Origin of the sequence: Lutibacter sp. HS1-25, assembly GCF_004121075.1 — a bacterium.
GTDB lineage: Bacteria > Bacteroidota > Bacteroidia > Flavobacteriales > Flavobacteriaceae > Lutibacter.
Genome location: NZ_RHLN01000002.1, coordinates 38052 through 54354, shown reverse-complemented (window position 1 = coordinate 54354; position 16303 = coordinate 38052). Strand labels below are relative to the sequence as shown.

Genomic DNA, 16303 nt, shown 5'->3' with positions numbered 1-16303 from the left:
TTATTATGGAAATATTGCATAACATTTTAAATTATACTTTTAGATTTAATGATAACATTCATATTTCGGTAAAAGTAATTTTAGTTTTACTAATAGCATTTTTAATAACAAATATTTTATTAAAACTGATAAGAAAACTTGTAAATAAAAATTTAGAAGAAGAGGATAAAGGTAAATTTAAAAGTGTTTTTTCATTTTTAAAATACATTATTTATGTATTTGTAATTGTGGCAGTTTTAGAATCTTCAGGGGTTAATATAAGTGTGTTTTTAGCAGGTTCTGCTGCCTTGTTGGTTGGTTTGGGATTAGGGCTTCAAACTTTATTTCAAGATGTTATTTCCGGAATTTTTATAATTGTAGATAAAACAGTACATGTAAATGATATTATTGAAATTGATGGCGTTTTTGGCAAAGTTTTTGAAATAAAGTTAAGAACAACACGTATTGTAACCGTTTTAAATAGGGTCGTAGTAATTCCTAATCATAAGTTTTTAACCAATAATTTACACAATTGGACTCAAAATGACAACATTACAACTGAAATTATAGATGTTGGTGTTGCATATGGATCGGATGTTGAATTGGTTAAAAAAGTGCTTATTGAAGCCGCTTTGGAGCATCCAAAAGTTTTGAAAACTAAAATGCCCGATGTACTATTTATGGATTTTGCGGATAGTGCTTTGGTTTTTAGGTTGCGTTTTACAATAAATGAGAGCTTTTATCAGTTAAAATTAAAGAGTGATATTAGGTATACTATTTATAAAAAATTCAACGAAAACAATATTACAATTCCTTTCCCTCAAAGAGATATTCACGTTTATGAATCTAAGGGTTAAAAACTACATGTTGTTGGGTCGTTTTTTATAGCTATCATCCTATAGACGATATCAAATAATACAAAGTTTCTTAAAAATTAAAAAAATAATTTATGCCGAAAATATTAATTATTGAAGATGAAGTTGCAATTAGAAGAGTATTAAATAAAATTATTTCAGAAGAAAATGAGACATACCTTGTTGAAGAAGCCGAAGATGGTTTAATAGGTATTGAAATGATTTTAAAATCGGATTTCGATTTGGTTTTATGCGATATTAAAATGCCAAAAATGGATGGTGTTGAGGTATTGGAAAAAATAAAAAAATTAAAACCAGAAATACCTGTAATTATGATTTCGGGTCATGGGGATTTAGATACCGCTGTTAATACAATGCGTTTAGGCGCTTTTGATTATATTTCAAAACCACCAGATTTAAACAGGTTGCTCAATACGGTTCGCAATGCGCTTGATAAAAAAGAATTGGTGGTTGAAAATACGCTGCTGAAGAAAAAAGTGAGTAAAAAATACGAGATGATTGGAGATAGTGATGCAATTGTTCGTATTAAAAATATGATAGAAAAAGTTGCACCAACAGATGCGCGGGTTTTGATTACAGGTCCAAATGGAACCGGAAAAGAACTGGTTGCGCATTGGTTACACGAAAAAAGTGAAAGAACAAAAGCGCCAATGGTTGAAGTAAATTGCGCAGCCATTCCGTCGGAATTGATTGAAAGTGAGTTGTTTGGACACGTAAAAGGTTCTTTTACTGGGGCAAATAAAGATAGGGCTGGTAAATTTGAGGTAGCTAACGGTGGTACAATTTTTTTAGATGAAATTGGTGATATGAGTTTGCCTGCGCAAGCTAAAGTATTGCGCGCATTGCAAGAGAGTAAAATTTCTAGAGTAGGCAGTGATAAAGATATTAAAGTAAATGTTAGGGTTGTTGCAGCAACTAATAAAGATCTAACTAAAGAAATTGCCGAAGGTAGATTTAGAGAAGATTTGTATCATAGATTGGCGGTTATTTTAATAGATGTTCCGTCTTTAAACAATCGCAGAGAAGATATTCCACAATTGATTCATTTTTTTGCTGAACAAATTGCTGATGAACAGGGAAGTGTTGTTAAAAAATTCTCTAAGGAAGCCATTAAATTATTGCAGGCTTACGACTGGACAGGTAATATTAGAGAACTGCGAAATGTTGTTGAACGTTTAATTATTTTGGGAGATAAAGAAGTGTCTGAAAATGATGTAAAATCTTTTGCAAGTAAATAGATTGTTTGTTGTGGTGTTTAATTTTTGTTGAATTATTTTTTAAAATTGTATGGAAAATTATAAAGTTTCAGGAACTGTTGTTTTACAAGATTTAGCTACTAAAGAAATTCATGCGAAAGCGACTAAAAAGTTGAAAAAAATTCGCAAGAAACTAAGCAAGATCCAAGATACCATGTATGCTGAAGGTAAATATTCGGTGCTTATTTGTTTGCAAGGAATGGATACTGCAGGAAAAGATAGTTTAATTCGCGAAGTTTTTAAAGATGTAAATTCTCAAGGAATTCAAGTGCATAGTTTTAAAGTACCTAATGAAACGGAATTAAAGCACGACTATTTATGGCGTCATTATATTGCTTTACCCGAAAAAGGAAAAATAGGTATTTTTAATAGAACTCATTATGAAAATGTGTTGGTAACTAGGGTTCATCCAGAATATATATTGGCTGAAAATATTCCATCTGTAAAAAGTGTTGAAGATTTAAACGATGATTTTTACAACAATAGAATGGAAGAAATCAATAATTTTGAAAAATTTATAGCCAATAGCGGCACTATTATTTTGAAATTCTTTTTAAACCTTTCAAAAAAAGAACAAAAAAACAGGTTGTTAAGAAGGTTGGATTTACAACAGAAAAATTGGAAATTTTCACCAGGTGATTTAAAAGAACGCTTAGAATGGGAAAAATATCAATACTGTTATCAAGAGTTGTTAAATAAAACATCAAAAGAACACGCGCCTTGGTTTGTAATTCCTGCCGATGATAAAGATACAGCCAGATTAATAGTTGCTGAAACTATTTTAGAAACACTTGAAAAGTATCATTTTCAAGAGCCAGATTTACCCGAAAAGTATCAAATTCATTTAGAGGATTATAAAAATCAACTTAAAAATGAATAAAATAGCTTTAAGCTTTTATATAAAGGATTGTATAATTATTTTTAAACTTACCAAAGACTACTTTTATTAAAAAATAAGAGGTCATAAGCAAGCATTAAATTTTTGTTAAAAACTTCGGATAAACTTCTTTAACATTCCATAAATCGTAAATTACAAGTCGTATATTTACGCTTAAATTATATAATAGTACTATGGAATTAAAATTAAAAAAACCAATCATATTTTTTGATTTAGAAACAACAGGAATTAATATTGCAACAGACAGAATAGTTGAAATTTCAATATTAAAAGTTTTTCCTAATGGAAATAAAGAAAGTAAAACTTGGTTGGTAAATCCTGAAATAGAAATTCCAAAAGAAGCATCAGATATTCACGGTATTACAAACGAACGTGTGGTAACAGAGCCTACTTTTAAAGAATTGGCACAAAAAGTAAGTGATATGATCAAAGGATGTGATTTGGCAGGATTTAATTCAAATCGTTTTGATATTCCTTTATTAGCTGAAGAAATGTTGCGTGCAAATGTGAATTTTGATATGAAAAATAGAGTTGCAATAGATGTACAGGTTATTTTTCATAAAAAGGAAGAAAGAACTTTAAGTGCGGGTTATCAATTTTATTGCGGAAAATCTTTGGACAATGCACATTCTGCTGAAGCGGATACCTTGGCAACGTATGAAATTTTATTGGCTCAATTAAAAAAATATGATGATATTGAAAACGATGTACAGTTTTTAAGCGATTTTTCAACATTTAATAAAAGAGCAGATTTTGCCGGTTTTATTCAGTTTGATGAAGATGATGACGAAATTTTTACTTTTGGAAAATACAAAGGGCGTAAAGTAGCAGATATTTTAAAAAATGATAAGGGCTATTATTCTTGGATTCAAAATGCCGATTTTCCGTTGTATACCAAAAAAGTGTTGGCAGAAATTAAAGATGTCGTTTTTCCTCCAAAAGTTGAAAATACGTTGGATGATTTAAAAAGTAAATTCAATCAAAAATTATAAATATGTTAGTAAATTATGAAAGTTTAGGAGATGCTGCAAGAGTTTGGGTTTACCAATCAAGTAGAGAATTTTCTGAAAATGAGGTGAAAGAAATCAATTCAAAAATCGAATTGTTTTTGTCTAATTGGAGACACCATGGTGAAGCGTTAAAAGCGTCGTATAAAATTAAATACAATCAGTTTTTAGTAATAGCTGTTGATGAAGATTACAATGCAGTTTCAGGTTGTTCTATTGATGCTTCGGTAAATATGATAAAACAGCTCGAAAAGCAATTTTCAACAGATTTAACCAATAGATTAAATATTGCTTTTAAAGACAATTTAAATATCAATATTGTGTCTATGGCCGATTTTCAACAATATGCCAAACAACAAAAAATAACTTCAAATACCGTAGTGTTTAACAATATGGTAACTACAAAAGGAGATTTTGAGCAAAAATGGGAAGTGACGGCAGATAAAAGTTGGCACAAACGTTTTTTAGTTTCTTAAAAACAATTAATTATAAAGTCATACTATTTTTATAAAATGATTAAAAAATTGCTAGTCATAGTTGTGTTTTTGAATGTAGCTTTTGTAAAAGCGCAGCATAACGATCCATTAATTTCTAACGATACATTGGCGCAGCAACAATGGGTTGATGCTTTGTTGCAAAAAATGTCAATTGAAGAAAAAATTGGTCAGTTGTTTATGGTGCAGGCCTATTCAAACAAAGATAAAACACATCAAAGTTTTATTGATAGTTTGATAATTAAGCACCACATTGGTGGGTTAATTTTTATGCAGGGAACTCCTGAAAAGCAAGCAGATTTAACCAATCAATTTCAAGCTAAATCTAAAATTCCACTATTAATTGGTTTTGATGGTGAATGGGGTTTAGATATGCGTTTGCAAGATACTTACCGATTTCCATGGAATATGACTCTTGGCGCTATAAGAGATAATTCGCTTATTACAGCTTTTGGAGTTCAGGTAGGTAAACATTGTGAACGAATGGGAATTCACGTTAATTTTGCACCTGTTGTCGATATCAATATCAATCCTGAAAATCCAATTATTGGTAACCGTTCTTTTGGTGAAGATAGAGAAAATGTGACTCAAAAAGCGCAGGCGTTTATTAACGGAATTCAAACGCAAAAAGTACTGGCAAATGCAAAACATTTTCCTGGTCATGGAGATACAGATACCGATTCTCACAAAGCATTGCCTGTTTTAGATTTTAATTTTGAACGGTTAGATTCTATAGAATTGTATCCTTATAAAAAGTTGGTAAAAGGAAATTTAGCAAGTATTATGGTAGCGCATTTGAGTGTAAATGCTTTAGAACCAAATAGTGAGTTGCCAACATCCTTGTCTTATAAAGTAATTAATGATTTGTTAAAAGAACAGTTGGGTTTTAAAGGTTTAATTTTAACCGATGCTTTAAATATGAAAGGAGCTTCTAATTATGCCCAACCTGGTGACATTGATTTAGCAGCTTTTTTAGCGGGGAATGATATGTTGTTGATTCCTGAAAATGTACCTGCTGCTATAGAAAAAATTAAAAATGCGCTTGTTGAAAATATTTTAACTGAAGAAAGGTTAGATTTTTCAGTAAAAAAAATATTGAAGGCTAAGTACTGGGCAGGTCTTAATGATTATAAGCCAATTGAATTGGCAAATTTACAACAAGATTTAAATGCCATTCAAAATGAATTGTTGCATAGAAAATTATTAGAAAATGCCATTACTTTAGTTAAAAATGAAGGTGTTGTATTTCCAATTCAAAATTTAGACAAAAAGAAAATAGCTTATGTAAAATTTGGTGATGCTGAAAACGAAGATTTTGTAAAAATGCTTCAAAATTATACAGAAGTTGATGTGGTTTCTGCTGAAAACTTAAATGAATTAATTCAGCAGTTAAAGCCTTATAACTTGGTAATTTTAGGTTATCATAAATCAAATTCAAACCCGTGGAAATCGTATGAATTTCAAGATACAGATTTGACATGGATTCAAGAAATTTCGAGAAATAAAGAGGTTATTTTAGACGTTTTTGCAAGTCCTTATAGTTTGCTAAAAATTAAAACTTTCACAAATATAAACGGACTATTGGTGTCGTATCAAAATAGTAAATTGGCTCAAGAAATTTCTGCTCAAATGATTTTTGGGGCCATAGAAACTAAAGGTAAATTACCAGTTTCTGTTAAAAATGCCTATTCTGAAGGACATGGATTGATGTCTACGTCATTAAGCAGATTGGCATATTCTATTCCTGAAGATGTGGGAATGAGTAGTGATAAATTAAAAGAAATAGATTCTTTAGCTGGGATTGTTGTAAAAGAAAAAATGGCACCTGGATTGCAAATTTTGGTTGCCAAAGACGGAAAAGTAATTTACAATAAGAGTTTTGGTAATCATACTTATAATGATGCCGTACCGGTTGAAAGTAGTAATTTGTATGATGTTGCTTCTATGACAAAAATATTGGCAACATTGCCGTTGCTAATGGAAATGGAAGAGCACAAACAATTTATTTTAGAAAGTACTTTGGGAAGTTTGGTTCCTGCGTTAAAAAATACCAATAAAAGTAAATTAACCGTAAAAGAAGTTTTATCTCATTACGGAAAGTTGCAAGCTTGGGTTCCATTTTATAAGTCAACGTTGGATAGTAATAAAAAACCATCTTCAGAATATTATAACACAAAAGATACTTTAAATTTTAATAAAATTGTAGCCAATAATTTGTATATAAGAGGCGATTATCAAGATACCATTTACAATATTATTGCAAAATCTGAATTGTTACCAAAAAAGCAATACAAATACAGTGATTTATCGTATTTTATTTTTAAAGATTATATTGAAGCGTATTATAAAAGCGACTTAAATGTTTTAACTCAAAATCATTTTTATAAGTCAATTGGTGCAAACAGAACAACTTATTTGCCATTAGAAAAATTTACAATAAACGAAATTGTACCATCTGAAGTTGATGATTATTACAGGTATCAAACAATACAAGGGTATGTGCATGATATGGGTGCGGCTATGTTAGGCGGAATAGGAGGTCATGCAGGTTTATTTTCTAATGCCAATGATGTTGCCAAAATAATGCAAATGTACTTACAAGACGGATTTTATGGTGGAAAACGTTATTTAAAACCAGAAACCATTAAAAAATTTAACCATCAATATTACGCAAAAATGGAGGTTAGAAAAGGAATTGGTTTTGACAAGCCTCAGATTAAAGAAAGTGAAAAGGCAACTTGTGGATGTGTTTCAAACAGTAGTTTTGGACATAGTGGCTTTACAGGAACTTTTACTTGGGCAGATCCAGCATCTGGAATTGTGTATGTGTTTTTATCAAATAGAACTTTTCCAACAGCAGAGAACAAAAAACTTGTAAATTCAAATATTAGAACTGAAATTCAAAAAGTAATTCAGGATGCAATTATTAATAACTAATTTAAGTTATTAATAATTGCTTTTTTTATTAATTTTTAAAAGCGTATTCAATAATATTAGCACCCATTTTTAAAGCTTTTTCTCTAATTTCTATGCCATCGTTGTGAACTTCTGCATCTTCCCAGCCATCACTTAAATCGCATTCATAATCATAAAAGCAAATCAATCGTCCTTCGTAAAAAAGACCAAAACTCTGTGCAGGTTTATTGTCGTGCTCATGAATTTTAGGCAATCCATCTTCAAAATTATAAGTTTGATGAAAAATAGGATGCGTGTATGGTATTTCTTGAAGTTGTTCGTTTGGAAAAATTTGTTTTAAAGCGCTTCTAATGTAAGTATCCATTCCGTAATTGTCTGAAATATGTAAAAATCCACCAGAAATTAAGTAATTTTTTAAATTATCAATGGCTATTTCATCAAAAATAACATTGCCATGACCAGTCATAAAAACAATAGGATAATTAAAAATATCAATGCTATTTGCCTCAACAGTTTCTGGATTTTTAAGAATTGAAGTATGTATGTTTAAATTACAAAATTCAATTAAATTAGGTAAAGCGGTAGGATTTGCATACCAATCTCCGCCACCATTGTATTTTAAAATAGCAACTTGCTGCGAAATGCCTTTTAGTGGCATTGACAATACAATTAGAAAAAAAGCAGTGTTTAAAACAGCTGCTTTTAAGCTAGTTTTTTTTAATTGAAAAAGTATATTTTTAAGCATTTTTATAAATTACTCATTTACAAAAGCAACACTGTGAACGGCTACAATACCAGCTGTTTCAGTACGTAACCTGCTTTCTCCCAAAGATACAGGAATAAAATTACGATTCAAGCTTTGCTCAATTTCATTGTGAGAAAAATCGCCTTCCGGACCAATAAGTATTGTTGTGTTTGTGTTAGGAATTAAAATAGATTTTAATAGTTTCTTATCGGTTTCTTCACAATGCGCAACAAATAACTGACCTTCAAAAGACGAATTTAAAAATTCTTTTAATGAAATTGGCTCATTCAATTTAGGAAAATGATATTTTAAAGATTGCTTTGCTGCCGAATGAATTATTTTTTCCATGCGGTCTGTTTTTAAAACTTTTCGTTCAGAATGGTCGCAAATAATAGGTGTAATTTCATCAATACCAATTTCAGTAGCTTTTTCTAAAAACCATTCAAAACGGTCGTTTAATTTTGTAGGAGCAATGGCAATATGTAAATAATAATTCCAGTGTTTTTTAAAATTTTCGACACTTTTAATATTTACCAAGCATTTTTTGTCGCTTGTAATAGCAATTTCCGAAGTAAATAATTGACCTTTACCATTGGTGATAAAAATAGTATCTCCTTCATTTTTTCGTAAAACACGCACAATATGTCTGCTTTCGGTTTTGTCGAAAGTAACTTGTTTTGTTTGCGGTGTTATTTCACTATTAAAAAATAATTGCATTATAATTTCTTTATAAAAGTACAACGTTTTTTATAGGTTTCTTGACCAAAACCACTCCAAAGTGCTTTAACAGCAGTATTACTTTCAAGTTCGGGAGTTCTATAGCATTGCTCAACACCAATTTTTTTAAAAATCTTGTAGTATTCGTAAAACATAATAGAAGGTACACCTTGATTATGATGTTTTGGAAGTGTGCCAATTAGATAAAAAAGAATGTGTTTTGCCTTGTTTTTAGCTTTTAACAAATGGTACCATCCAAATGGGAAAAGTTTTCCTTGTGCTTTTTGTAATGCGACGGAAAATGAAGGCATTGTAATTGCAAAAGCAATTAATTTTCCATCTTTATCGGTTACAAATTGTATAAAGTGGGGATTTATAAAAGGCAAATATTTTTTTCTGAAATATTCTTTTTGAGCTTGAGAAACAGGTACAAATGATGGTAATGAAGCGTAACTTGCGTTAAAAACATCAAACATTTCATCAACATATGGCATCAAATCTTTGATGTCGGTAAAATTAAGTGCTTTAAATCCATATCGTTGCTTTACTATTTCGCTTCCACGTTCTAATTTTTGAGGATTTACATTACTGAATGAAAATTTATTTTCTACAAATTCAGTACCTACTTGAAATCCCAATTGCTTTAAATGCTCGCTGTAGTAAGGATAATTATACCAAGATGACATAGTACCAATATGATCAAAACCTTTTGTTAAAACACCTACTTCATCAAGATTTGAAAAACCCATAGGACCTTCCATAAATTCTAGATTATTAGCAATACCAATTTCTTTTGCTTTTTCAAGTAATGCTGCCGAAACTTCTAAATCATCAATAAAATCAAACCAGCCAAAACGAACTTTTTTAATGTTTTCTTTTAAATCGTAACTATTTATCATTACGGCAATTCTACCAACAATTTCGTTGTTTTTTATAGCTACAAAAAATTGACCACTTGCCTGTTCAAAAACTGGATTTACATTTTTATCAAAAGTATCCAGTTGGCCATTGATCATTGGTGGAACCCAAAACGGATTGTTTTTATAAAGTTTGAAAGGAAATTTAACAAATTCAGTCATTTCCTTTCTTGAAATCATTTCTTTTATTGTAATCATTGGAATGTATTGTAAATTAAAATTATTTTTTTCCAAATATTTTAGAGAAAAATCCTTTTTTAGTTTTGGTTTGTACGTGTGTTTCTATAAGATCATCTTGGTGCCTATCTATTCTAAATGAAGCACCAGCTGAAAAATAATTGTATGAATAATTGTCGAATATATTTGTTCTGTAAGAAGCATCTATTTGTAAATCTGGAGAAATAAGGTAAGCGAAACCTGCACCAAGTTGGTATTCAGGACTATAACCAGTTTCAAATTTTCCAGTATTTTCAACAAAAAACGACCATTTATAACTCAAAGCATAGGTCATAGTAACAATATAAGCATATTGCATACTTTCTGAAGCAATATCTGAAACCACTAAATTGGTAAGCACAACCAACCTGTCGGTAAAATCATTTTGTAATAAAACAGCTCCTTTAAATCTAATTCCGTCTTCAGTTATATCTTTGGTTAATAAATTTGTACTTACACCTGCATAAACACCAACCGATGGAATTAAACGTTTTAGATCATAAGAAGTCCTTTTTTTCCAACTTCTAATTTCTTTTGATTTGTCTGTAAATTCTTGTTGAAATATCAAATATTTGGCACCCAGTCTTAAATTGCTAAAACCACTATTAAAGTAATTATCTCCAAAAGGATTTTGAACTTCGTCTGCCTGATAAACGGCGTTTAAATTGATTTCTAAATTTTCTAATAAAGGGCTTATTCTAAAAAAAAGTTCACCCCCAAAAGAATTAGGGTAGGCACTTAAAAGTTCGCTTTTTGTGTTTTTGTAAAATAATCCTGTCTCAAATTGGTAAACACCTCTACCTACACTATAAGGACTTTCAGAAAAACCAGGTCTTTTAGAATTGATAATATCAGTGTATTGGGCGGTTAACTCTTGAAAACCAACGAGTACTATAATTGCCAATAAAACTCTTTTCATAAATTTGGTTGATTATGGTGTAAATATAAGATTTTATATAATTAAACGTTTTAGTTCCTGTCAAATTGTTATTTTTGAAAATTAAATTAAAACATATTTTATTGTGACAGGATTTTTAAAAACAATAGCAATCTTCATTATTATTTATTACGCTTTCAAGTTTTTTAGCAGATATATTGCGCCAATATTTTTGAAAAAAGTAATTAATAATGTTGAAAAAAAATACAGAGAACAACAACAAAATCAAAGTGAAGCTACTTCTAACGGAAAAGTAGGTGAAACTGTTATTGCAAAAAAACCTTCATCACCTAATGAAGGAAATAAAAATGTGGGTGAGTATGTTGATTTTGAAGAGGTTAAAGACGATAAGTAAATGAAGTTTTCAATAAAAAAAATTACGCCATATTTAATAGCAATAGTGTCTTTTATAGTTGTGGCATTGCTATATTTTTCACCAGTTTTAGAAGGAAAAAAAATACAACAAAGTGATATTACACAATTTATAGGTTCTTCAAAAGAAATTAAAGACTTTAGAAAAGAAAATAATGAAGAGCCTTATTGGACAAATGCTACTTTTGGCGGAATGCCATCTTATGCGGTAAGTACTTATTATCCAAACGATTTTATTAAAAAAGTAGATGCTGCTTTAAGGTTTTTGCCAAGACCAGCCGATTATTTATTTCTATACTTTTTAGGTTTTTTTATATTACTTTCAGTATTAAAAATAGATTGGAGATTGGCCATTTTTGGCGCCATAGGTTTTGGACTTTCAACCTATTTAATTATTATTTTAGGCGTTGGTCACAATGCTAAAGCACACGCAATTGCTTATATGCCAATTGTTTTGGCTGGTATTTTACTGGTTTTTCAAAAAAGATATTTATTGGGGTTTGTAGTTACTGCTTTGGCAATGGCTTTGGAAATTGCGGCAAGTCATATTCAAATGACTTACTATTTGATGTTTCTGGTGCTCATTTTCGGAATAGTACAATTAATTGAAGCTGTTAAAAATAAAGAAATTCCACAGTTTATAAAAAGTGTAGGTATTTTATTGGTTGCAGTTATTTTGGCGGTTGGTGTAAACGCCACTAGTTTAATGGCAACGCAAGAATATGCCAAACACAGTACGCGTAGTAAAAGTGAGCTAACCATCAATCCAGATGGTTCTCCAAAAGAAATTTCAACGGGTTTGTCTAAAGACTATATCACTCAATATAGTTATGGAAGATGGGAAACTTTTAACTTATTTATTCCTCGTTTTAAAGGAGGAACCAGCCGTGAAGTTGTTGAAAACAGCGAGTTGATAAGCTTTTTGAAGCAGTCTGTACAAAAGGGACTGGATGTAAATGATGCCAATTATATCATGCAAATTTCTTCAATGTATTGGGGAGATCAGCCAATTGTGGCGGCACCTGCCTATATTGGAGCTTTGTTTATTTTCTTATTTGTGTTGGCTTTGTTTTTGGTAAAAGGAAAATTGAAAAATTGGTTGGTAGCGGCTACTGTTTTTTCAATATTGTTAAGTTGGGGAGAAAATTTAGAGTTTTTGACTAATTTCTTTATTGATTATGTGCCAATGTACAATAAGTTTAGAGCGGTTTCTTCCATTCAGGTAATTGCTGAAATCACCATTCCGTTGTTGGGTATTTTAGGTTTACAAGCCTTGCTAAATAAAGAAATTTCAACCCAAATAAAATTAAATGCTTTAAAGTATGCAACAATAATTGTTGGTGGATTGGCACTTATTTTCACAGTTGGTGGAACTGGTTTGTTTTCGTTTGAAACAGAAATGGACATTCAAATTAATGAGCAATTAACGGGTTATTTAGATGCCATTGTGGCAGATAGAAAATCGTTATTTTACGGTGATAGTCTTCGTTCGTTAATTATTGTGTCGATTTTAGCTGGTTTGATTTTTGCTTATTTAAAAGAAAAAATAAAGAGTGTTGTTTTAATTGTTTGCTTTGGTGCTTTGGTAATTTTTGATTTAGGAAATGTAGATAAACGTTATGTAAATGATAGTTATTTTACAAGTGCCAGAAATGTTGAAAAACCTTTTACTGCTTCAGAAATTGATAAAGAAATTTTAAAAGATAAAAGTTATTACCGTGTAGCCGATTTAACCAAAAATGTGATGGCCGACGGATCAACGTCTTACTTTCATAAATCAATTGGTGGGTATCACGCTGCAAAACCACGTCGTTATCAGGAATTGTACGATTTTCAAATAGCCAAAGGCAATATGGAGGTGTTAAATATGTTAAACACACGTTATATTGTTATTGCAAATGACAAAGGTGAAAAATCTGTTGAAGCAAATGGTGATGCTAACGGAAATGCTTGGTTGGTTAACAAAATTAACGTGGTTGAAAATGCAAATGCTGAAATAAAAGCTTTGGATAGTTTAAAAACCAAGTTTGAAGCTGTTATCAATGCTAAAAACATTCCGAGTAATTTTGTTGCAAATTATCCAATTGATTCCACAGCTTCAATTCAGTTAATCAGCTACAAAGCAAATGCGTTGACTTATAAATTTTCTTCAACTCAAAATCAGTTTGTTGTTTTTTCTGAAATTTATTACAAAGATGGTTGGAATGCTTATGTTGATGGTAAATTAACGCCTCATTATAACGTAAATTATGTTTTACGTGGAATGGAAATTCCTAAAGGAAATCATACCATCGAATTTAAGTTTGAGCCAACAGTAATAAAAACGGGAAATACCATTACATTGGTTTCTTATTTCTTATTGCTATTGATTCCTATTGGTTGGTTTTTTGTTGATAAAAAGAAAAAACAATAATTTAAATAGCTACCCAGTTATGCGTATTGGAATGATTTTAGACAAAACCTTTCCGCCTGATCCAAGGGTAGAAAACGAAGCTATTTCATTAATTCAAAATGGATTTGAAGTTTTTTTGTTTTGTTTGAAATATGATAATGAGCTTGAAAATGAAGTTGTTAACGGAATTCAGGTTAAAAGATATCAATCTAACAAACTAAATTATAAATTGTCGGCTTTGGTGTATACGGTGCCGTTTTACACCCAAATAATGTCTAAAAAAATCAAACATTTTTTGACAACAAATAATATTGAAGCCATTCATATTCACGATATGCAAATAGCCGATGCCGTTTTTAAAGCCAATAAAGGGTTGAAATTGCCAACGGTTTTAGATTTGCACGACAATATGCCCGAAATTATCAAGTTGTATCCACATCTTCAAAAGTTTCCAGGAAAGCAATTGATTTCTCCTAAAAAGTGGAAAGTGAAAGAAGAGGAGTTTATTCAAAAAGCAACCAAAATTATCACTGTTTCTCAAGAATTTATTGAAGAAGTAATTGCCAGAACAAAAATTTCAAGAGATAAAATTACCTTGGTTCCAAACACGGTGCATCAATCGTTTTACAAAGAGGCCAAATTTAATAACGAGATTTTAACACGTTATAAAAACAATTTTGTGATTTTGTATGTTGGCGATACAGCTTTGCGCAGAGGTTTGCAAACCGCTATTGCTGCAATGCCTGTTTTAAAAGCTAAAATACCCAATGTTAAACTGGTAATTGTTGGTGTAAATACCACAGATACCGTTTTAAAAGAACAAGTTGAAAACCTTAATTTAACCGATTGTGTTGATTTTCAGGGTTGGCAAAATGTGAGTTTGTTTCCATCGTACATTAAGGCAAGTGCTATTTGTATTTCGCCTTTGCACCGCAATATTCAGCACGATGTTGCCTATGCAAATAAAGTTTTTCAGTACATGAGTTTGTCAAAACCTGTTTTGGTTAGCAATGCTACTGCTCAGAAAAATTTAATTGAAAAAACAAAAACTGGTTTGGTACACGAAGAACAAAATCCGAAAGATTTTGCACAAAAAGTAATGGATTTATATGAAGATAAATCTTTGCAAATTACTTTGGGTGAAAACGGAAAAGCTTTTATTGAAAATGAATTTTGCTGGGAAAAAACTTCTGAAAAATTAATAGCCTTGTATTCAAATTTAACATCATGAAAAAAGCACTCATTATAACCTATTATTGGCCGCCTGCAGGTGGCTCGGGTGTGCAGCGATGGTTGAAATTTGTAAAATATTTTAGAGATTTTGGTGTAGAACCGGTGGTTTATACGGTTCAAAATCCAAATTATCCAATTTTAGACACATCACTTCAAAATGACATTCCAAAAAATATTGAAGTGTTAAAACAACCCATTTGGGAACCCAATAATTTATTGTCTTTCTTCGGAAAAAAGAAAACAGAAAGCGCAGGTTTTTTAAACCCGAATCCTTCTTTTTTAGGGAAAATAATGCAATATGTAAGAGCCAATTATTTTATTCCCGATGCTCGTATGTTTTGGGTAAAACCTTCGGTAAATTATTTAAAAAAATACCTTTCAGAAAATAAAATTGATGTTGTAATTACTACAGGTCCGCCACATAGTACGCATTTAATTGGTTTAAAATTAAAGCAGCAAATAGGCGTTAATTGGATTGCAGATTTTAGAGATCCTTGGACTGAAATAGATTATTTTCATCAGTTGCCACTTTCAAAAAAAGCCATTAAAAAGCATCATTTTTTAGAGCAGGAAGTGTTAAAAAATGCAGATTCAGTATTGGTTGTTGGTAAAACAATGAAAGAAAAATACGATAAATTCAATAGCAATGTGGTAACAGTTACCAATGGCTTTGATGGTGAAATTGATGATGTTAAAGTTGAATTAGATTCAAAATTTACCCTAACGCATATTGGATTGATGAATGCCGATAGAAATTCGGGGATGTTATGGGAAGTTTTGGCTGAAATTTGTTCAGAAAATAAAGATTTTAAAACCGATTTTCAATTAAAATTGATAGGTAAAGTTGATGTAAGTGTATTGAATGAAATTTCGAAATTTGAACTTGCTGAAAATGTTGAAATCATCAATTATATGCCTCATAATAAGGTTGTTGAATTTCAAAAAAAATCACAGGTTTTGTTGTTGGTAGTAAATAATGTACCAAGTGCCAAAGGTATTATCACTGGTAAAATATTTGAATATTTAATGGCAAAACGACCTATTTTAGCTATTGCACCATCAAATGGTGATTTGGCTGAAATAATGGAACAAACAAATGCTGGAATGGTAGTTGATTTTGAGAATGCTGCTTTATTGAAAAAAACAATCATAGATTTGTATGTAAAATATAAAAATGGCGACTTAGTTGTTGATTCTAAAAATATAGAACAGTTTCATAGAAAACAATTGACTAAAAAAGTCGCACAAATTGTTTTAGAGTTAAAAGTCTGAAGGTAGAATATTCAATTTTTTGATCACCAACTGTAGCTGAAGGATAAATTTATGAAAAGCAATACATCTACTAGCGT

At 30.6% G+C, this 16303-nt stretch carries 14 protein-coding genes; 10 read left to right on the top strand and 4 right to left on the bottom strand.

What is annotated here, in order from left to right:
• Positions 1-5 precede the first annotated feature (5 nt).
• The 6 genes from EC396_RS01675 (at position 6) to EC396_RS01650 (ending at position 7446) form a co-directional block, all read left to right on the top strand.
• Positions 6-836, top strand: coding sequence for a mechanosensitive ion channel family protein (locus EC396_RS01675; RefSeq protein ID WP_129364968.1), 831 nt, complete (start codon positions 6-8; stop codon positions 834-836).
• Between the two features lie 92 nt (positions 837-928).
• Entirely contained in the window at positions 929-2092 is a 1164-nt protein-coding gene (locus EC396_RS01670) for a sigma-54 dependent transcriptional regulator (RefSeq protein ID WP_129364967.1), read from the top strand.
• 49 nt (positions 2093-2141) lie between these two features.
• The gene (locus EC396_RS01665; RefSeq protein ID WP_129364966.1) at positions 2142-2990 is read left to right on the top strand and encodes a PPK2 family polyphosphate kinase; all 849 of its coding nucleotides are present in this window, start codon (positions 2142-2144) and stop codon (positions 2988-2990) included.
• Between the two features lie 191 nt (positions 2991-3181).
• Positions 3182-4000: a 3'-5' exonuclease gene (locus tag EC396_RS01660; RefSeq protein WP_129364965.1), complete on the top strand. Its 819-nt coding sequence runs from the start codon at positions 3182-3184 to the stop codon at positions 3998-4000.
• A gap of 2 nt (positions 4001-4002) precedes the next feature.
• Positions 4003-4491, top strand: a complete 489-nt coding sequence (locus EC396_RS01655; protein WP_129364964.1) for an ABC transporter ATPase — start codon at positions 4003-4005, stop codon at positions 4489-4491.
• Positions 4492-4527: 36 nt separating this feature from the next.
• A complete protein-coding gene (locus EC396_RS01650) occupies positions 4528-7446 on the top strand; it encodes a glycoside hydrolase family 3 N-terminal domain-containing protein (protein ID WP_129364963.1) in 2919 nt (972 codons plus the stop codon).
• Positions 7447-7474: 28 nt separating this feature from the next.
• On the opposite strand, the gene EC396_RS01645 is transcribed toward EC396_RS01650, so the two are convergent.
• The 4 genes from EC396_RS01645 to EC396_RS01630 form a co-directional block, all read right to left on the bottom strand.
• Positions 7475-8083, bottom strand: a complete 609-nt coding sequence (locus EC396_RS01645; protein WP_129365079.1) for a DUF4159 domain-containing protein — start codon at positions 8081-8083, stop codon at positions 7475-7477.
• A gap of 96 nt (positions 8084-8179) precedes the next feature.
• A complete protein-coding gene (locus EC396_RS01640; protein WP_129364962.1) occupies positions 8180-8887 on the bottom strand; it encodes a 16S rRNA (uracil(1498)-N(3))-methyltransferase in 708 nt (235 codons plus the stop codon).
• Positions 8887-10002, bottom strand: a complete 1116-nt coding sequence (locus tag EC396_RS01635; protein WP_129364961.1) for a GTP cyclohydrolase — start codon at positions 10000-10002, stop codon at positions 8887-8889. The genes EC396_RS01640 and EC396_RS01635 overlap by 1 nt, the downstream gene beginning before the upstream one ends.
• A 22-nt stretch (positions 10003-10024) precedes the next feature.
• Entirely contained in the window at positions 10025-10939 is a 915-nt protein-coding gene (locus EC396_RS01630) for a transporter (protein ID WP_129364960.1), read from the bottom strand.
• Between the two features lie 103 nt (positions 10940-11042).
• On the opposite strand from EC396_RS01630, the gene EC396_RS01625 reads away from it, so the two are divergent.
• The 4 genes from EC396_RS01625 to EC396_RS01610 are packed head-to-tail and all read left to right on the top strand — an operon-like array spanning position 11043 to position 16226.
• Positions 11043-11312 carry a DUF4834 family protein gene (locus tag EC396_RS01625; protein ID WP_305036099.1) on the top strand — a complete coding sequence of 90 codons (270 nt, stop codon included), beginning with the start codon at positions 11043-11045 and terminating at the stop codon, positions 11310-11312.
• Complete coding sequence (locus EC396_RS01620; RefSeq protein ID WP_129364958.1) at positions 11313-13742, top strand: YfhO family protein; 2430 nt, start codon at positions 11313-11315, stop codon at positions 13740-13742.
• Positions 13743-13761: 19 nt separating this feature from the next.
• Positions 13762-14952 (top strand): glycosyltransferase family 4 protein, encoded by a 1191-nt coding sequence (locus tag EC396_RS01615; RefSeq protein WP_129364957.1) that lies wholly within the window; start codon positions 13762-13764, stop codon positions 14950-14952.
• Complete coding sequence (locus EC396_RS01610; protein WP_129364956.1) at positions 14949-16226, top strand: glycosyltransferase family 4 protein; 1278 nt, start codon at positions 14949-14951, stop codon at positions 16224-16226. The genes EC396_RS01615 and EC396_RS01610 overlap by 4 nt, the downstream gene beginning before the upstream one ends.
• The last annotated feature ends 77 nt before the right edge of the window (positions 16227-16303 follow it).